Source organism: Mesorhizobium sp. Root102 (assembly GCF_001425625.1).
Classification (GTDB): domain Bacteria; phylum Pseudomonadota; class Alphaproteobacteria; order Rhizobiales; family Rhizobiaceae; genus Mesorhizobium.
This window is the reverse complement of record NZ_LMCP01000015.1, coordinates 116,558-133,685: the sequence shown is the minus strand read 5'-3', so window position 1 is coordinate 133,685 and position 17,128 is coordinate 116,558. Positions and strand designations below refer to the sequence as shown.

The window sequence follows — 17,128 nt, the reverse complement described above, 5'->3', positions numbered from 1 at the left end:
GGCGCGACATCCTCGCGCAACCTTCCGAATGGAGCCATCATGTATCGCACTCTCGTTCTCGCCGCTCTCGCCGGCATGATCGCAGGACCGGCGCTCGCTGCCGGCGGCAGCTGCAGCACCGCCCCGAAATCACAGTTCAAGCCCAAGGCAACGCTGGAGGCGCAGTTGACTGGCGAAGGCCTCACCGTCCGCCAGATCAAGGTCGAGAAGGGTTGCTACGAAGTCTATGCGGTCGACAAGGCCGGCAAGAAGGTGAACCTGGCCTACAATGCCGAGACCCTCGAAAAGCTCGACAATGCCGAAGCCGGCGAAAATTGATCCGAACGTTTCGATAGCCACGGACGCGCACCCATCGCCAGAAATGGTGCGCGTCTGGGACCGGGTCGTGCGAAGTTTTCACTGGGCGCTGGTGCTCAGCTTCGTCACGGCCTGGCTCACCTCGCATTCCTCGGAGGAYATCCATCATTGGGCTGGCTACGCCGCGGCCGCGCTGGTCGCGATGCGGCTCTTATGGGGCGTTCTGGGCACGCCCTATGCGCGCTTCTCGCAATTCGTGCGCGACCCGGCAACKGTGCTGCGCTATCTCTTGGCGATACTGAGCGGTAGCGAAGCCCGCTATGTCGGCCACAATCCGGCTGGCGGCGCGATGGTGATCGTGCTGATCGCGGTGATGGCGTCGACCGCGCTGACCGGATGGCTGATGACGACGGACGCCTATTTCGGTGTATCGTGGGTCGAAGCGGCGCACAGCTTGGCGGCGCATGGCCTGTTGCTGCTCGTCTTCTTTCACATTGGCGGCGTTGCGCTGGCAAGCTTTCRCCACCGCGAAAACCTTGTCAGGGCCATGATTACGGGGCGAAAACGCAAAGCCGAACCGGCCGATATCGCCTGACGATCTGTCAACGCACCTAGCGATTCTCGCCTNTCGGTGTATCGTGGGTCGAAGCGGCGCACAGCTTGGCGGCGCATGGCCTGTTGCTGCTCGTCTTCTTTCACATTGGCGGCGTTGCGCTGGCAAGCTTTCRCCACCGCGAAAACCTTGTCAGGGCCATGATTACGGGGCGAAAACGCAAAGCCGAACCGGCGGACATAGCCTGAAATTCCGTTGCGGACTGCGGCGGCCGCCAGATTCGATGGCATCGAGCGGGTTGCTCTATGGTTTCGGGCAGCCACGAGGTCCGAAGGCTTTTCGCGTCGAATCGGCTAAACCTTCGGGGCATGAACGAGACCTCACTCTATGCGCCGGTGAAGCGCTTCCTCGAAAGCCTAGACTTTATCGTCAAGGGCGAGATCGGCGGCTGCGATATCGTCGCGCTGCGTGAGGGGGAGCCGCCGGTCGTCGTCATCTGCGAGCTGAAGCTGCAGTTCAATCTGGAACTGGTGCTGCAAGGTGTCGATCGCGCGGCGGCCTGCGACGAGGTGTGGCTGGCCGCGCGCCTATCGGCCCGGGGCAAGGGACGAGAGAGCGATGCCAGGTTCCGCAATCTCTGCCGCCGGCTTGGCTTCGGTCTGCTTGGCGTGACCGCGACTGACCGGGTCGAGGTGCTTCTCAGCCCGATCGCCTTGGCGCCGCGCAGGAATGTGCGCCGGCGCTCGCGCCTGGTCGACGAGCACCAGCGCCGTCGCGGCGATCCCGTTGCGGGAGGAGGATCGCGCAATCCGATCATGACGGCCTATCGCCAAAGCGCCCTCGCCTGCGCTGCCGCCATGGTGGACGGCCCCAGGCGGCCGCGAGATCTGAAGGCGCTGACGCCGATCGCGCCGAAGATCCTGCGGCACAATGTCTATGGCTGGTTCGCGCGCGTCGACCGAGGCCTCTACGATCTCACCGATGCCGGCCGCGCCTCACTGGTCCGCTGGCCACAGGCATCGGACGATGAATCCCGACACGCAATTTTGAACGCATCGGCCATTTGATTGATGGTGCCGGCGGGGTCCGAGGCGGTCCCCTTGGTTGATTTCTCCGACAAAATATGTTGCTTGTCCCGCCCATGAAGAAGCTCTGCATGACCGCCTTGGCGTCTGTGACACTGAGTTTTCCAGCCAACGCAATGGACAGTGCATTACGCGCCGGCTTGATGAAACTCGATCCCCAAACCCGTCTTGAACAGCGTTGTGACGCCGAGGTGCTCGACCGGATCACCCATGACGATCGCAAGTTCAAAGCCGATCGCGTCGTCGCCTACGCCTTTGCGACGCCCGAGATGGGGGCGGATGCAATCAGGAGCCCGGGTGCTGCGTTTCGCAGCAAGGGGCAATGGTACCGGCTGAAATTCAAGTGCCAGACGGCGCCAGACCATATGGAAGTTCTGCAGCTCCGCTACCGGATCGGCGACGAGATTCCGGAAGCCGATTGGGCAAAGTACAATCTCTACGATTGATTTGTGATCGGCCGCCGCGGTTTTGCCCGGCTGCCGGCGAGTGCAACGCAGCCTTTGATCCGGCTTTGACCTAACGATGCTTCGGTGAGGTCGCCATGAGTGATCCCTTGACGCCAAGGGACCACCAAGTTAGGGCCGTCTGGATAATCGACGAACAATGGGCAAACCAGCAAGGGCTTCCGGTCGATGGACATTTTCAGCGCTGCCAGCCTGACCGCCCTGCTCCAGGTCATCGCCATTGACCTTGTGCTTGCCGGCGACAACGCGATCGTCATCGGCCTTGCCGCTGCCGGCCTGCCGGCCGAACAACGCAAGAAGGCGATCCTCATCGGCGTGCTGGCGGCAACGGTGCTGCGCATCGGTTTTGCCGCGGTAACCGTCAAGCTGCTGGCGATCGTCGGCCTGCTGCTCGCCGGCGGTATCTTGCTGCTGTGGGTCTGCTGGAAGATGTACCGCGAGCTGCGCACGTCCCATGCCGACGAGCTGGAAGCGACCGAGGCGCTGTCGAACACCGACCTGAACAGCGACAATTTGGTGGCCGGCAAGTCGAAGCGCAAGACACTCGGCCAGGCAGCATTGCAGATTGTCGTCGCCGACGTGTCGATGTCGCTCGACAACGTGCTGGCGGTCGCGGGTGCCGCGCGCGATCATTTCCCGGTGCTGGTCATCGGCCTCGTGCTGTCGATCGCGCTGATGGGCCTCGCCGCGACGTTCATCGCCAAGCTGCTGCATCGCCACCGCTGGATCGCCTATGTCGGCCTGCTGATCATTTTCTATGTCGCGTTGGACATGGTCTATCGTGGCGCGGTGGAAGTCTGGCCGCATCTAAACGGCGCGGTTAGCTGAGGCTGCCGGCCAGCCGCGTCTTCGATCCGCAAAGCAAGGTCCGCAGCGCAATCGCCGTGCGTTTTGCCGCATCGCAGGCGTGCCCATACCAATGCCGCAATAAGTGTGGTACTGCGCCGGCAATCCTGAAAAGCCCGGAAACCCTCTATGTCCGCTCCTCGCGTGAGTTTTGTCAGTCTTGGATGCCCGAAGGCCCTTGTGGATTCGGAACGCATCATCACGCGCCTGCGCGCCGAAGGCTACGAGATCGCCCGCAAGCATGACGGCGCCGACCTTGTCGTCGTCAACACCTGTGGCTTCCTCGATTCCGCCCGTGACGAGTCGCTCAACGCCATCGGCTCCGCGCTTTCGGAAAACGGCCGCGTCATCGTCACCGGTTGCCTCGGCGCCGAGCCGGATGTCATTCGCGAGAGGCACCCCAATGTGCTGGCGATCACCGGACCGCAGGCCTATGAGAGCGTGATGGCCGCCGTGCACGAGGCTGCACCGCCTTCGCACGACCCCTATATCGACCTGCTGCCGCCGCAGGGCGTCAAGCTGACGCCGCGCCACTACGCCTATCTCAAGATTTCGGAAGGCTGCAACAACCGCTGCACCTTCTGCATCATTCCCGCACTGCGTGGCGACCTCGTCTCGCGGCCCGCGGCCGATGTGCTGCGCGAAGCCGAGAAACTGGCCAATGCCGGCGTCAAGGAACTCCTGGTCATCTCGCAAGACACCAGCGCCTACGGCATCGACATCAAGTACCAGACGTCGATGTTCGGCGACCGCGAAGTGCGGGCGAAGTTCCTCGACCTTTCCGAGGAACTGGGCAAGCTCGGCATCTGGGTACGCATGCACTATGTCTACCCCTATCCGCATGTCGCCGACGTCATCCCGCTGATGGCCGAAGGCAAGATCCTCCCCTATCTGGATATCCCCTTCCAGCATGCTTCGCCGCAGGTGTTGAAGAACATGCGGCGGCCGGCGCATGGCGAAAAGACGCTCGAGCGCATTCGCGGCTGGCGCGAGGTCTGCCCGGATCTCGCCATCCGCTCGACCTTCATCGTCGGCTTCCCCGGCGAGACGGACGATGATTTCGAGATGCTGCTCGATTGGCTCGATGAGGCGAAGATCGATCGCGCCGGCTGCTTCAAATACGAGCCGGTCCGGGGCGCCCGTTCCAACGATCTCGGTCTGGAACAGGTTCCGCAGGAGATCAAGGAGGCGCGCTGGCACCGCTTCATGCAGCGCCAGCAGAAGATTTCGGCGACACAGCTGGCCAAGAAGGTCGGCAAGCGCCTGCCGGTGCTGATCGATGAGGCGCACGGCACATCGGCAAAGGGCCGCACCAAATACGACGCGCCCGAGATCGACGGCTCGGTCCATATCCAGTCTCGCCGCCCGCTACGCGCCGGCGAGATCGTCACAGTCAAGATCGACCGTGCCGATGCCTATGACCTCTACGGTTCGGCGGTCTGAAGGGGCCGTATTTACTACATCTAGCGATAATTCCGCCCGCTTAACCCATTCGATCGCGACCCGAAGTATGGGTTCTGGACCGTAAATGCGGGGAATTCGGGATGAACACCAGACCTGCCGGGCAGGATTACATCGCGACGCTGGACCTGCTCAGGCTCGCGGCTGCACTTGCCGTTGTGTTCTTTCACTATTTCTTCCGTGGCGCGGCCGCCGAAGGCTTTCTCGCCGAGGGCTATCCGCTTGCCGCACCGGGTGCCCTCTACGGCTATCTCGGCGTCAATTTGTTCTTCCTGATCAGCGGTTTCGTCATTGCCTGGTCGGCGGAAAATCGCAGTTGGGACCAGTTTGCGATCGCGCGGTTCGTTCGCCTCTATCCGGGATTCCTGCTCTGCATGACGATCACCTTCGCGGTTGTCGCCCTTGCCGGCTCACCGCTGCTTCCGATCTCTTTCGTCCAGTATGCCGCCAATCTGTCGATGTTCGCACCAGCCTTCGGCCAACCCTTCATGGACGGCGTCTACTGGTCGATCGTTCTGGAACTGGTTTTCTACGGTTGGGTGACGCTGGCCCTGTTCACCGGGCTCTTCCAGAAACGCAAGCTGGAATTGATCTTCATCTGGCTGGCGATTTCGGCCTTGAACGAATTCTTCGTCGGTAGCGGTGCCGCCAGGCTGCTGTTCATCACCGAGTTCGGGCCGTTCTTCGCCGCCGGCGTGCTCGTCCATCACATCCATGCGCATGGTCGTTCACTGTCGGCCTTGCTGCTGCTCGTCGCCGCGTTCTTGATCTCGTGCAGTACGCTATCGGTGACGCAGCACTGGATGCAGGGCCACTACGGCGTTGCCGTTTCGTCGGCCAATCTGGTCGTGGCCAATGTCGTCATGCATGGCGCGCTGATCGGTGCGGTTCTGCTGCGCGACCGTGTCAGGCCATCGGTGCTCACTCTGGCGTTGGGTGGGCTGACCTATCCGCTCTACCTGCTGCATCAGAACATCGGCTATCTCGCCATCAACGCGACAGCACCCTTGGTCGGCAAATGGTTTGCTGCCTTTGGCTGCGTCGCGCTCATGCTCTTCGTTTCGTGGGCGATCTGGCGCAGCTGCGAACGACCCGCGCAGCGGCTGCTCAGGATTTGGCTCGGCCGCGCGGTCGATGCTGGACGGGCGCGATTTCGTCGCGTCTCTCCCGGAGCGCAAGATTGATTACAAACCCCTCGGTTTTTGGCAGCGGTCAAAATCGAGGGGTTTTGATTCCGATTTGTTCATGGTCTGGATCTGTGACGTTCCGTGAATCTGACGGCGTTTTGACCTGGCCGGAGGTTTGTCAGCAGTCTGAAGGGCGCCTCGCGGCGCCCTCCTTATTTCGATCTCTTGCGCTGCTTACTGCGGCAGCTTGTCGTCGACGCCCTTGACGTAAAAATTCATGCCGAGCAGCGTGCCGTCGTCGGCAACTTCGCCGTCCTTCAGCCACGGCGTGCCGTCCTGCTTGGCGATCGGTCCGGTGAAGGGGTTCCAGCCGCCGGCGATCTTCTTCTCAGTGGCCTCGGCAAGCGCCTTCACATCGTCGGGCATGTTGGTGAAGGGGGCGAGCTTGACCGCGCCGTCCTTGATGCCGAGCCAGACATTGTCCGGCTTCCACGTGCCGTCGAGGGCTGCCTGGACCCGGCTGATGTAATAGGGACCCCATTCGTCGGTGAGCGAGGTCAGCTGCGCGTTCGGCGCGAACTTGATCATGTCGGAGGACTGGCCGAAGCCGTGCAGCTTGCGCTCCTCGGCTACCTGCAGGGCAGCGGTCGAATCGGTGTGCTGGACGATGATGTCGGCGCCCTGGTCGAACAGCGCTTTGGCTGCGTCGGCTTCCTTGCCTGGGTCGAACCACGAGTTCACCCAGACGATCTTGGCCTTGAAGTTCGGGTTGATCGACTGTGCGCCGAGCATGAAGGAATTGATGCCCATCACCACTTCGGGGATCGGGAAGGAAACGATGTAGCCGGCAACGCCGGCCTTCGATTCCTTCGCGGCGATCTGGCCGAGCACATAGCGGCCTTCATAGAAACGCGCATTGTAGATGCCGAGATTGTCGCCGGTCTTGTAGCCGGTTGCGTGCTCGAACATCACCTTCGGGAACTTCTTGGCGACCTTCACTTCCGGGTCCATGAAGCCGAAGGAGGTGCCGAAGATGATCTTGCAGCCTTCGCGCGCCAGGCGCTCGAAAGCGCGGTCGGCGTCGGGGCCTTCGGAGACGTTTTCGAGATAGGCTGTCTCGACCTTGTCGCCGAGCGCCTTCTCCACCTCGAGACGTCCCTGGTCGTGCTGGTAGGAATAGCCGAAGTCGCCGATCGGGCCGGTATAGACCCAGCAGGCCTTCAGCTTGTCCGCGGCCTCGGCGGTTGCCGCCAGCGATAGGGCGGCGGTCGTGGTCATCAGGGCAATAAGCAGTTTTTTCATTGTGTTACCTCTCTGAGTTTAGCCTTGGAGCTTCCCGTTTTTTTTGTTGTCAACGATCCGGAACGAATGGCTGCCCCAAGGAAGCCGGCGTGTTCATCATCGTCAGACGCTTGTTGCGCGAGATTAGAACGAGAACCACGACGGTTGCCAGATAGGGCAGCGAAGAAAGGAACTGTGAAGGCACTGGAATGCCAAAAGCCTGTGCATGAAGCTGGCCGATCCACACCGCGCCGAAGATGTAGGCGCCGGCCAGCACCCGCCATGGCCGCCACGAGGCGAACACCACCAGCGCCAGCGCGATCCAGCCGCGGCCGGCACTCATGTTCTCCACCCATTGCGGCGTGTAGACCAGCGACAGGTGACCGCCGGCAAGGCCGGCACAGGCGCCGCCGAAGATCACCGCGAGATAGCGGTAGCGGATGACCTTGATGCCCAGCGCATGCGCCGATGTATGGCTGTCGCCGATCGAGCGCAGCGTCAGTCCGGTCCGGGTCTTGAACAGGAACCACATGACGGCGGCGGTCAGTGCGATCGAGATGTAGAAAATCGGATCCTGGCCGAACAGCAACCTGCCGATGACAGGGATTGAGGTCAGGCCGGGAATGTCGAGGTTGGGCAGCCGTTCGCCGGGCTGGCCGACGAAGCTGGTGCCCATCATGCCGGACAGGCCGAGGCCGAGCAGCGTCAGCGACAGGCCGGTCGCCACCTGGTTGGTGGCCAGCGACAGCGTCATGACGGCAAACAGCAGCGAGAACACCGCGCCCATGGCGATTGCCGCCAGAAGGCCGATCCAGGGTGATCCCGTGAGGTAGCTGGCGCCGAAGCCGCCGACTGCGCCCATGATCATCATGCCTTCGACGCCGAGATTGAGCACGCCGGAGCGCTCGACCACCAGTTCACCGATTGCCGCGATCAGCAGCGGCGTTGCCGCCGTGGCGATGGTCAGAAGGATGTTTACGGTGATGTCCATCAACGGGCTTCCTTCAGCTTTGGCGCGGCTTCGAGTTTGGCGGCAGCCTCCGGCTTGGTCAGCGCCAGGCCGACCAGGCGGATGCGGTAGTGAATGAGCGTGTCGCAGCCGAGCACGAAGAACAGCAGCATGCCCTGGAACACCCGCGCCACCTTGTCGGAGATGCCGAGCGCGCTCTGCACCGCTTCGCCGCCGAGATAGGTCAGCGCCAGCACCAGACCGGCGGCAACGATGCCGAGCGGGTTGAGGCGGCCAAGGAACGCAACGATGATGGCGGTGAAGCCATAACCGGGCGAAATGACAGGCTGCAACTGGCCGATGGCGCCCGAGACTTCCGAGATGCCGGCAAGTCCCGCGAGCGCACCCGACAGCAGGAAGGCGAAGAAAACCATCCGGTTGAGCCCGAAGCCGGCGAAGCGCCCTGCCCGCGGGCTCGAGCCCAGCACGCGCACCTCGAAACCCTTCAGCATGCGGCTCATCAGGATCCAGACCAGCACCGCGGCGACCAGTGCGAAAACAAAACCCCAGTTTGCCCGCCCGGCATCCGGCATCAGTTCCGGTAACACGGCCGAGTCGTTGAACTGAATGGTCTGCGGGAAACCATGGCCCTGCGGATCACGCCAGGGTCCGCGCACCAGCCAGTCGAGGAAGAGTTGCGCGACATAGACCAGCATCAGGCTGGTCAGGATCTCGTTGGTGCCGAAGCGCGTCTTGAGCAGAGCCGGGATTGCCGCATAGGCCGCACCGCCGACCATGCCGAGCAATAGCATCAGCGGCAGCACCAGCGGACCTTCGAATTGCGGAAACAGCACCGGGATGATCGAACCGACAATGCCGCCCAGGATGAACTGGCCTTCAGCGCCGATGTTCCAGATGTTGGCCTTGTAGCAGACTGACAGGCCGACGGCGATCAGGATGAGCGGCGCTGCCTTGATCGCCAGTTCATGCAACTGCCAGACCTGGCTGATCGGCTCGATGAAGTAGATGCGGAACGCGGTCAGCGGATTGACGCCGAGCAGCGCGAACAGAACCGCACCGGCGATGATCGTCAGCGCGAAGGCGATGAATGGCGACAGGGCCGAAAACAGCGCCGAGCGCTGCGGGCGTTTGACGAGTTCGAGGCGCATCATGCCGTCTCCAGCGTGTGTTCGGCGTGGCCTGGCTCGGCGCCGCCCATCAGCAAGCCGACCTTCTCGAAGGTCGCCTCGGCGATCGGCAGCGGCTTCGACAACTCGCCATTGTGCATGACGGCGATCGCATCCGATATCTCGAACAGTTCGTCGAGATCCTGGCTGATCACCAAAACCGCCGAACCGCTGCGCGACAGCTCGATCAAGGCTTGGCGAATGTGGGCGGCAGCGCCCGCGTCGACACCCCAGGTCGGTTGGTTGACCACCATGACATCAGGCTGGCGATCGAGTTCGCGGCCGACGATGAATTTCTGCAGATTGCCGCCCGAAAGTGCGGCAGCCTCCGGATCCGGGGCGCTCTTGCGCACATCCATCGCCTCGATGATGCGTTGGGAGGCGGCGTAGATGGCTGCGCTCTTGACCATTCCCCCAGTGCCGACAAACGCCTTGCCGTCGGTTGCATGGCGCGACAGCAGCAGGTTCTCTGAAAGCTTCATGCGTGGCGCGGCACCGTGGCCGAGGCGCTCTTCCGGCACGAAGGCGGCACCCAGCAGGCGCCGTCCGGTGATGGTGAGGCCACCTGCGTCCTTGCCGCGAATGCGCACCGAGGCGGCATCCTGTTGCAACACCTCGCCGGAGACGGATTCAAAGAACTCGCCCTGGCCGTTGCCGGCGACGCCCGCGATGCCGATCACTTCGCCGGCCCGGACATTCAGGTTGATGCCCTTGAGCGGGATCGAGAACGGCGTTGCCGGCTTGCGGCTGAGATTTCGGATTTCGAGCAGCGGCTGCGCCGTGGCGATGCCCTCGACAGGTGCGCGCACCACGGCCTGCACCTCATTGCCCACCATCATGCGGGCCAGCGAAGAGGCTGTTTCCTCACGCGGGTTGCAGTGGCCGACAACCTTGCCGTGACGCAGCACGGTGGCGCGGTCGCAGATGCGTTTGACCTCTTCGAGCCGGTGCGAAATGTAGAGGATGGATTTGCCTTCCGAACGCAGACGCTCCAGCGTCTCGAACAGCTTGTCGGCTTCCTGCGGCGTCAGCACCGAGGTCGGCTCGTCGAGGATGATGAGCTGTGGCGTCTGCAGCAGGCAGCGGATGATCTCGATGCGCTGGCGCTCGCCCACCGACAGGTCGCCGACCAGCGATTCAGGATCGAGCGGCAGGCCATAGCTGAAGGAAAGCGCCCTCGCCTTCGCCGCGATGCTGCTGATCGGGGAGCCATCGTCCAGCGACAGCGCGATGTTTTCGGCCGCGGTCAGCGCTTCGAACAGCGAAAAATGCTGGAACACCATGCCGATGCCGAGTTTTTTGGCGACGCCGGGGCTGGAAATCCTGACGGCCTGGCCGCTCCAGAAGATCTCGCCGGAATTGGGCTCCAGCGAGCCGAACAGCATTTTGACCAGCGTCGACTTGCCGGCGCCGTTTTCGCCGAGCAAGGCGTGGATTTCACCTCTGGCGATGTCGAGATCGATATGATCGCACGCCGTCAGCGTCCCGAATATCTTGGTGAGGCCACGGACCTCGAGCAGGTTCGTGCCGTCCTGATTTGCACTCACAGTGCCTCCCATCTGGTTAGCCAGATATGTTCTGTGTTCCCGCAAGCATGGTAGGCGCGGCCGGCTCTCATCGGAAAGCGGCACGCGTCTTGAAAGAGCTTCAAGAATTTCAGCGGAAATTCAAGGGATAGCAAGGCAGAACGGACCAAGAGACTGTTTTGAAATTCGCTCTGGCGAGTCATATGGTGGTGTTTTCGAGAACCGGAGCGCAGCGGAGATTTGGGTCCGTGAGTACCGGAAGCGCAGAAAACGCCGTCAGACGGCCGCCAAAGCAGAGTTTCCAGCCAGTCTCTAAGGGATAAGAATGGTCGTTCCTGTCGTCCTGCGGCCCTCGAGGTCGGAATGCGCCTTGCCCGCGTCCTTAAGTGCATAGCGCTGGTTGATCTTGATCTTGACGGCGCCACTGAGCACGACTTCGAACAAGGCAGCGGCGGAGGCTTCGAGGTCCTCGCGTTTTGCGTTGTAGACGAACAGCGTCGGCCGTGTGGCGAACAACGAGCCCTTCTGTGCCAGCAACGACATGCTGAACGGCGGAATCGGTCCAGAGGACTGGCCGAAGCTGACGAACATCCCAAGCGGCCTCAGGCAGTCGAGCGAAGCCGGAAACGTGTCGTTGCCGACCGAATCGTAGACGACATCGCATTTCCTGCCGCCGGTGATGGCGGCGACGCCGGCGACGAAATCCTGTTCCTTGTAGTTGATGACATGGTCGAAACCATGCGCCTTGGCGAGCTCGATCTTGTCGGCCGAGCTGGCTGTGCCGATGACGGTGGCGCCAAGATGTTTTGCCCATTGGCCGAGGATCAGCCCGACGCCGCCTGCCGCGGCATGAAACAAGATCGTGTCGCCTGCCTTCACCTTGAACGTCCGGCGCAACAGGTACTCGGCGGTCATGCCTTTCAACATCATCGCGGCGGCCTGTTCGTCGCTGATGCCATCCGGAACCTTGACGACGCGGCTCGCGTCGATGACGCGCTCTTGCGCGTAAGCCCCTGTCGTCACGGCATAGGCGACGCGATCGCCCGGCTTCAGCCAGTCGACGCCCTGGCCAACCTCCAGCACCACGCCCGCGGCTTCGCTGCCAGCGACAAGCGGGAACCCGCCGGGCGGCGGATAAAGGCCCGAGCGATGATAGACATCGATGAAATTGAGGCCGATCGCCGTGTGCCGGATCAGGATCTGTCCCGATCCTGGCTGGCCGGGATCACTGTCCTCATAGGTCAGGACTTCCGGGCCGCCATGGGCGTGGATACGGATCGCTTTGGACATGGGCTGGGCTTCCTATGGGAGTGGCTGATCAGGCCTTTCTGGCACCGAGATTTGGAAAGAACTGCATGATGCCACCAATGCAGGCAAGGTAAAGCCCGGTGATGGTGATGCCGATCTTGGTGAATGTGCTGACCTGTTCGCCCAGCACGCCGATCTGATCGTAGAAGGCGGCGAGTGCCGCTTGCGCCAACGCAAGCGCGCCAAAAGCGCACCACAAAAGGGTCATCGCAAGATTGATGCGCCGCAGCCGCACCACCCGTACCGGATGGATGAAGTTGATCGGCACGAAGGTCAGAATGCCGGCCACCACCACCACCGCGAACGAAACCCATTGTCCGGGTTCGATAACGAACAGCGTGAACACCACCATGTTCCAGACCACGGGGAATCCCTTGAAGAAATTCTCCTTCGTCTTCATGCCGGTGTCGGCATAGTAGATGGCGCTGGAGACTACGATGATCGCCGCCGACAGGAATGACAGGCCCTCGCCCATGAAGCCGCGCTGATAGAGCGCGAAGGCCGGGATCAGCACGTAGGTCACGTAGTCGATGATGTTGTCGAGCATTTCGCCCGACCACGTCGGCAGGATTTCCTTGACCTCGAGCTTTCTGGCGATCGGCCCGTCAATGCCGTCGACGAACAACGCCAGCCCGAGCCACCAGAACATCGCCGTCCAGCGCTCTTCGCTCGCCGCCACCAGCGATAGGAAGGCCAGGAATGAGCCCGAGGCGGTCAAGAGATGGACCGAAAACGCACGCGCCTGCGGCCAGGTGACCTTCTTCTTCGGCCTGGGGATCCGGTCCGTGATCTTTTTGGCGGCTTTTCGGGCCGTTGTATTCTTGCTCACGGGCCCCGCCAATCCAGCTTGCAGATTTCGGCCGAACGGCCAGCGAAATTCCAGTTGCGGCCGAAAGCCCGCATCTTGCTCTTGTCGGACCTGGCGACGATGATCTCCGGCGCGATCCAGTATTCAGAATTGCTGATCACCGTATCCTTGTCGCGATCCTTGCCGGGGATGGGCGTCACCGCCCCGTCGATGATCTTCGGTATCTGGAAGATGCGCGTCTTGTCACGCGTCTCGTAGGTGATCGGTACCTGCTCGACGCCGAGGAATTTGCCGACGAGGATGGAGAGCAACGATGTGGTTCCGCCTGCCTTGCCGGTGAAGATCTTCGTCAGCGCCTTGACCGCGTAGACCGAGGCTCGCTTGTCGATGAACAGGCCGGCGGTCCAGTTGCCGCGGCTCATGTAACCGGGGATTTCCATGACCAGCCCGAGATTGAGACCGGACAGGTCGACCTCGCCGAAATGGCCGGCATCGATGCGAAACCCCGCCCAGGTCTGGCAATAGCCTTCGGTTGGCGGATGGTTGCCGAGCGACAGCACGCAAGGGCAAAAAACCGTGCAATTGCAGGAGAGTACGAGCTCTCCCTTCATTGCCCAGCCATGATCTGCCATCGATTTCCCCCCACTCACAGCGAGACTACTAGCAGCGCGGCTGCCCAGACAAGCAGTATCGCACCGGCCAGTCGGGTTGGAACCCTGCTGGCGGTTTGTTTTTCGATCAGGGTGAACAGCCCGATTAACGCCATCCAGAAGACGTTCATGACGCCGACGGCAAACATCACCAGCATCAATGCCCAGCAGCAGCCGAGGCACCACAGGCCCTGCCCGATCCCAAGCCGAAAGATGTTGGCGGGCCTGGCGCTCCAGTTCGCGAACAGGATCGAGAACGGGTTCCTGCACTTCTTCAGGCAGGCTTCCTTCAGGCCACTGAACTGGTAGAGGCCGGCAATCAGCAGAGCGAGCGCACCGGCAGTGCCGACGACCGGGTCGAGCATCTCGCCTGATGAGGCGAATGTATGGGCGGCCAGGGTCAGCGCCGCGAACATCACCGAAGCGGCGAGCCAGACGCCGAGGTAGCCGGCGACCAGCACCAGCGGGTGAGCGACCGGCGCGCCCTTGATGCGTGCCGTATCGGCGATTTCGCAATAGGTGCGGATCATCGGCGCGGCTGATGGCAGCATCGTCGCGAGCGCCATCAGGAACCACATCAAAACGAGCGCACCGGCCTGCAGGCCGGGGCTTGCGTCCAGCGGCGCCGGCGAGAGGCAGAGCACAAAGAACCGTTCCAGGAAATCGGGCAGCGGCAGTTGCGGCAGGTTGCGCAGAATCGTGTCGCCGGGGGCGCTGACGCCTGCAATCCGCCCTTCGGCGCCGCGGATTGCCATCGCGGCAAGGAACAGCCAGGCAAGCAGGATACAGGCGCCGATGACGACATTCACCGTGACGCGAGGATTGCGCGCGATATTGGCCATGGCACGGCCGGTGCGGTCGAGATGGCTGAAGTCGTCCTGCTGGCCGGTCATGTCATCCGAATGAGCCGAATCGCCGCGTTGATCAAGCGGCATGATCTGACCTATATGCTCATCGAACGGCAGGTCGGGTGGACCGCCTCGCACTGCAAGCCGGAAGCAGATCTTGGAGCATGAGCAAACTGCGCTGATACTGGTTGCTGGCACGGGGCCGGCAGGACTAATCGCTGCGGCCGGTTTTGCCACTGCCGGTTTCCCGGTGACGCTGGTCGGGCCGGAGGCCACAGTTCCCGATGGCCGCACGACGGCCCTGATGAACCCCGCCCTGAAAGTGCTCGATCGGCTGGGCGTGCTCGAAGACATCAAGTCCAAAGCGGCGCCGCTGAAGATCATGCGCATCGTCGACGCGACCAGCCGTCTGATCCGGAGCTCGGTCGTCACCTTTCGCGCCAGCGAGATCGATGAGGACCAGTTCGGGCTGAACCTGCCCAACAGCGTCCTCAATCCGGCACTGGTCAGCATTGTCGCTGCGCATGCCGGCATCGAATGGCGACGATCGATGGTGGAAAGCTGGCATCTCGATGCCGGGCGCGTGCGTGCCGTGCTCACCGACGGTAGCGCGGTGGAGGCATCATTGGCGGTCGCGGCCGATGGACGCTTGTCGCCGGCGCGCCAGGCGGCCGGCATCTCGACCTCGGCTCGCGCCTACCCACAGGCGGCTCTTGTCCTCAATTTCGGCCACAGCGTCGACCATGCCTTCACCTCGACGGAATTCCACACCGAGACCGGTCCGTTCACGCAGGTTCCGCTGCCTGGCAATCGCTCGAGCCTGGTCTGGGTGGTGAAGCCCGAGACCGCGACGGAACTCGCCGCACTGGACGATGCGACGCTTTCGATGCGGATCGAACAGCAGATGCAGTCGATGCTGGGCCGGGTGACGGTGGAGCCGGGCCGGCAAATCTATCCGCTTTCGGCGGTGACGCCGCTGCGTTTTGCGCGAGACCGGATAGCGCTGGTCGGGGAAGCCGCCCATGTATTTCCGCCGATCGGCGCGCAAGGTCTCAATCTCGGTATCAGGGATGTCGACGATCTGATTGGAATCGCTAGCGAAAATCGTAGCGATCCGGGCGCTGCCAAGGCCTTGGCGGCCTACGATTTCAAGCGTCGGCCTGACATTCTGGCGCGCAGCAGCGCGGTCAACCTGCTCAACATGTCGCTGCTTTCAGACATGCTGCCGGCGCAGATGGCTCGCGTTGCCGGGCTCGGCGTGCTCGGTGGCTTCGCGCCGCTTCGCGCATTTTTCATGCGTGAGGGGCTTCGTCCCGGAAGCGGCTTCGCGGCGCTGGCCGGCGGCCTGCGAAGGCCCGCACGCTGACAGCGAACTTCCGAACGTTTCAGCGTCATCGACGGTCATCGACATGGCCGCGTGCAGCAAAACCTTTGCACCGTGCCCTGCGTGGCTTAGAGGCGCCGTCAAACGCTACGGGATTGAATTGATGCGCAGTCTGCGCCAAATAAAGCGAAGGAATTCAGTGGTGAGTACGATGAAAACAGCCAAATTCGCAATCGGACAGGTGGTTCGCCACCGGCTGTTTCCATTCCGGGGCATCATTTTCGACGTCGATCCGCAATTCGCCAACACCGACGAATGGTACGAAGCTATCCCCGCCGATGTGCGGCCGCGCAAGGATCAGCCCTTCTACCATCTGCTCGCTGAGAATTCGGAGACCGAATACATCGCCTACGTCTCCGAGCAGAATCTGCTCGAGGATCAGTCGGGTGAGCCGGTCCGGCATCCGCAGATCAAGGAGATGTTCGACAAGAAGCCGGACGGAGGCTACCAGCCGAAACGACAGTCCAGGCACTAACCTATTGAGAGACGAGCACAAAAAAGCGGGGCATGACCCCGCTTTTTTGTTGGCTCGGCGAATTCGGCCGATCAGTTGGCGGTCTTGGCCTTGTCCTGCTCTTCCTTCAGCTTCTTGGCGAAATCCTGGTTGTTCTTGGCGACGAAGTCCTGAAGCTTCTTCTGCCGGTCCTCGATATCCGACTGCTGCAGCGCCGGGCCGTCATAGGCGCCGCTGAAGCCCTGCAGGGCAATCTTGATCGGATTGGGCTGATTCTGGAAATTGACGGAGGTCAGCGTGATCGCCTGGCCCTTCTTGAACGCGGCAACGAGTTGATCGGTCAGCGGCACTTCGGCCACGCAACGATCCGGGAAGCAGATCACATAATCGAGCTTCTGCGCCTTGCCGGTGTCGATCTGCAGGCCGATGCCGGGAGGCACCAGACGACCGGTCGGGACCGTCACCTGGAACACCTTACGGTTCACCTTGCCCTTGAGCTCGATCAGGCTGACGCCCGTGACCAGCTGGCCGTTGCCGGCGGTGGTGATGTTCTGGACGTTGCAGATGTCGACGTCTTCCTGCTTGGTGCAGGCCTTGAACCAGCCTTGCGGAATCTGCTGTTGCTGCTGTGCGGAAGCAGCGGGAAGTCCTGCGCCCAGAAAGCCGATCACGCCAGCGGCCATGACCGACAGGCGGTACGCGTTGCTGTTCAGGCTCGTCATGTCGTGCACTTCCTCTCAAATGATCCCGGGACCGGCTTCTTCGTGCCGTGTGGTCCAGCTACCTGTTGCCGAAATGAGGCAACAGAATGACTTCGGAGGGCGTGTTACACTGCAAGCGAGGCCGAATCCAGCCCGATGTCAGCAATTGTTGAACGCGCGGTTGGCCGGCGCGCAGCTG

The 17,128-nt window shown here is 62.2% G+C and carries 19 protein-coding genes; 10 read left to right on the top strand and 9 right to left on the bottom strand.

All coding sequences use genetic code 11. The features are described 5' to 3' along the window. From ASD12_RS16110 to ASD12_RS35350, 8 genes are all read left to right on the top strand, one after another. Window positions 1–318 (top strand): PepSY domain-containing protein (locus tag ASD12_RS16110; RefSeq protein WP_210173859.1); only part of this gene is annotated, 318 nt, incomplete at its 5' end. Then, window positions 296–892: a cytochrome b/b6 domain-containing protein gene (locus ASD12_RS16105; RefSeq protein ID WP_348271720.1), complete on the top strand. Its 597-nt coding sequence runs from the start codon at window positions 296–298 to the stop codon at window positions 890–892. The genes ASD12_RS16110 and ASD12_RS16105, both read left to right, overlap by 23 nt. Window positions 893–1,218: 326 nt before the next feature. After that, window positions 1,219–1,917 (top strand): DUF2161 family putative PD-(D/E)XK-type phosphodiesterase, encoded by a 699-nt coding sequence (locus tag ASD12_RS16100; protein ID WP_056587819.1) that lies wholly within the window; start codon window positions 1,219–1,221, stop codon window positions 1,915–1,917. 56 nt (window positions 1,918–1,973) lie between these two features. Next, window positions 1,974–2,381, top strand: a complete 408-nt coding sequence (locus ASD12_RS16095; protein WP_056587816.1) for a DUF930 domain-containing protein — start codon at window positions 1,974–1,976, stop codon at window positions 2,379–2,381. 186 nt (window positions 2,382–2,567) lie between these two features. Further along, window positions 2,568–3,227 (top strand): TerC family protein, encoded by a 660-nt coding sequence (locus ASD12_RS16090; protein WP_056587812.1) that lies wholly within the window; start codon window positions 2,568–2,570, stop codon window positions 3,225–3,227. A gap of 147 nt (window positions 3,228–3,374) precedes the next feature. Next, window positions 3,375–4,688 carry a 30S ribosomal protein S12 methylthiotransferase RimO gene (gene rimO, locus ASD12_RS16085; protein ID WP_056587809.1) on the top strand — a complete coding sequence of 438 codons (1,314 nt, stop codon included), beginning with the start codon at window positions 3,375–3,377 and terminating at the stop codon, window positions 4,686–4,688. A gap of 101 nt (window positions 4,689–4,789) precedes the next feature. Next, complete coding sequence (locus ASD12_RS16080; protein WP_056587806.1) at window positions 4,790–5,890, top strand: acyltransferase; 1,101 nt, start codon at window positions 4,790–4,792, stop codon at window positions 5,888–5,890. Beyond that, the gene (locus tag ASD12_RS35350) at window positions 5,890–6,099 is read left to right on the top strand and encodes a hypothetical protein (protein WP_244482862.1); all 210 of its coding nucleotides are present in this window, start codon (window positions 5,890–5,892) and stop codon (window positions 6,097–6,099) included. Before ASD12_RS16080 ends, ASD12_RS35350 begins: the two co-directional genes overlap by 1 nt. Here the strand turns inward: ASD12_RS35350 and ASD12_RS16075 are convergent. The 8 genes from ASD12_RS16075 to ASD12_RS16040 all read right to left on the bottom strand — a co-directional run bounded on the left by ASD12_RS16075 (window position 6,068) and on the right by ASD12_RS16040 (window position 14,477). Then, a complete protein-coding gene (locus tag ASD12_RS16075; protein WP_056587804.1) occupies window positions 6,068–7,135 on the bottom strand; it encodes a BMP family ABC transporter substrate-binding protein in 1,068 nt (355 codons plus the stop codon). The two genes, ASD12_RS35350 and ASD12_RS16075, sit on opposite strands and share 32 nt — an antisense overlap. Before the next feature lie 49 nt (window positions 7,136–7,184). Beyond that, window positions 7,185–8,105 (bottom strand): ABC transporter permease, encoded by a 921-nt coding sequence (locus ASD12_RS16070; protein WP_056587801.1) that lies wholly within the window; start codon window positions 8,103–8,105, stop codon window positions 7,185–7,187. Then, the gene (locus tag ASD12_RS16065; RefSeq protein WP_056587798.1) at window positions 8,105–9,235 is read right to left on the bottom strand and encodes an ABC transporter permease; all 1,131 of its coding nucleotides are present in this window, start codon (window positions 9,233–9,235) and stop codon (window positions 8,105–8,107) included. Before ASD12_RS16065 ends, ASD12_RS16070 begins: the two co-directional genes overlap by 1 nt. Then, window positions 9,232–10,809 carry an ABC transporter ATP-binding protein gene (locus ASD12_RS16060; protein WP_056587794.1) on the bottom strand — a complete coding sequence of 526 codons (1,578 nt, stop codon included), beginning with the start codon at window positions 10,807–10,809 and terminating at the stop codon, window positions 9,232–9,234. Before ASD12_RS16060 ends, ASD12_RS16065 begins: the two co-directional genes overlap by 4 nt. 279 nt (window positions 10,810–11,088) lie before the next feature. After that, the gene (locus ASD12_RS16055) at window positions 11,089–12,066 is read right to left on the bottom strand and encodes a quinone oxidoreductase (RefSeq protein ID WP_056587792.1); all 978 of its coding nucleotides are present in this window, start codon (window positions 12,064–12,066) and stop codon (window positions 11,089–11,091) included. Between the two features lie 28 nt (window positions 12,067–12,094). Then, the gene (gene pcsA / locus ASD12_RS16050) at window positions 12,095–12,913 is read right to left on the bottom strand and encodes a phosphatidylcholine synthase (RefSeq protein WP_056587856.1); all 819 of its coding nucleotides are present in this window, start codon (window positions 12,911–12,913) and stop codon (window positions 12,095–12,097) included. Further along, window positions 12,910–13,524 (bottom strand): DUF1326 domain-containing protein, encoded by a 615-nt coding sequence (locus tag ASD12_RS16045; protein ID WP_056587789.1) that lies wholly within the window; start codon window positions 13,522–13,524, stop codon window positions 12,910–12,912. Before ASD12_RS16045 ends, pcsA begins: the two co-directional genes overlap by 4 nt. Before the next feature lie 14 nt (window positions 13,525–13,538). Then, window positions 13,539–14,477, bottom strand: coding sequence for a DUF2182 domain-containing protein (locus ASD12_RS16040; protein WP_082525462.1), 939 nt, complete (start codon window positions 14,475–14,477; stop codon window positions 13,539–13,541). A 70-nt stretch (window positions 14,478–14,547) separates the two neighbouring features. Between ASD12_RS16040 and ASD12_RS16035 the strand changes: the two genes are divergently transcribed. Further along, complete coding sequence (locus ASD12_RS16035) at window positions 14,548–15,756, top strand: UbiH/UbiF family hydroxylase (protein WP_056587786.1); 1,209 nt, start codon at window positions 14,548–14,550, stop codon at window positions 15,754–15,756. A 169-nt stretch (window positions 15,757–15,925) separates the two neighbouring features. Further along, window positions 15,926–16,249, top strand: a complete 324-nt coding sequence (hspQ, locus tag ASD12_RS16030) for a heat shock protein HspQ (RefSeq protein ID WP_056587784.1) — start codon at window positions 15,926–15,928, stop codon at window positions 16,247–16,249. Window positions 16,250–16,320: 71 nt separating this feature from the next. On the opposite strand, the gene ASD12_RS16025 is transcribed toward hspQ, so the two are convergent. Next, on the bottom strand, window positions 16,321–16,950 hold the full coding sequence (locus tag ASD12_RS16025; protein ID WP_027036590.1) for an invasion associated locus B family protein: 630 nt from the start codon (window positions 16,948–16,950) through the stop codon (window positions 16,321–16,323). Window positions 16,951–17,128 lie beyond the last annotated feature (178 nt).

Bases quoted from the DNA above. Each gene is read 5' to 3' on its own strand.
- ASD12_RS16100 (WP_056587819.1), top strand. From the start codon at position 1,219: ATGAACGAGACCTCACTCTATGCGCCGGTGAAGCGCTTCCTCGAAAGC.
- ASD12_RS16095 (WP_056587816.1), top strand. From the start codon at position 1,974: ATGTTGCTTGTCCCGCCCATGAAGAAGCTCTGCATGACCGCCTTGGCG.
- ASD12_RS16090 (WP_056587812.1), top strand. From the start codon at position 2,568: ATGGACATTTTCAGCGCTGCCAGCCTGACCGCCCTGCTCCAGGTCATC.
- rimO (WP_056587809.1), top strand. From the start codon at position 3,375: ATGTCCGCTCCTCGCGTGAGTTTTGTCAGTCTTGGATGCCCGAAGGCC.
- ASD12_RS16080 (WP_056587806.1), top strand. From the start codon at position 4,790: ATGAACACCAGACCTGCCGGGCAGGATTACATCGCGACGCTGGACCTG.
- ASD12_RS16075 (WP_056587804.1), bottom strand. From the start codon at position 7,135: ATGAAAAAACTGCTTATTGCCCTGATGACCACGACCGCCGCCCTATCG.
- ASD12_RS16070 (WP_056587801.1), bottom strand. From the start codon at position 8,105: ATGGACATCACCGTAAACATCCTTCTGACCATCGCCACGGCGGCAACG.
- ASD12_RS16065 (WP_056587798.1), bottom strand. From the start codon at position 9,235: ATGATGCGCCTCGAACTCGTCAAACGCCCGCAGCGCTCGGCGCTGTTT.
- ASD12_RS16060 (WP_056587794.1), bottom strand. From the start codon at position 10,809: ATGGGAGGCACTGTGAGTGCAAATCAGGACGGCACGAACCTGCTCGAG.
- ASD12_RS16055 (WP_056587792.1), bottom strand. From the start codon at position 12,066: ATGTCCAAAGCGATCCGTATCCACGCCCATGGCGGCCCGGAAGTCCTG.
- ASD12_RS16045 (WP_056587789.1), bottom strand. From the start codon at position 13,524: ATGGCAGATCATGGCTGGGCAATGAAGGGAGAGCTCGTACTCTCCTGC.
- ASD12_RS16040 (WP_082525462.1), bottom strand. From the start codon at position 14,477: ATGCCGCTTGATCAACGCGGCGATTCGGCTCATTCGGATGACATGACC.
- hspQ (WP_056587784.1), top strand. From the start codon at position 15,926: ATGAAAACAGCCAAATTCGCAATCGGACAGGTGGTTCGCCACCGGCTG.
- ASD12_RS16025 (WP_027036590.1), bottom strand. From the start codon at position 16,950: ATGACGAGCCTGAACAGCAACGCGTACCGCCTGTCGGTCATGGCCGCT.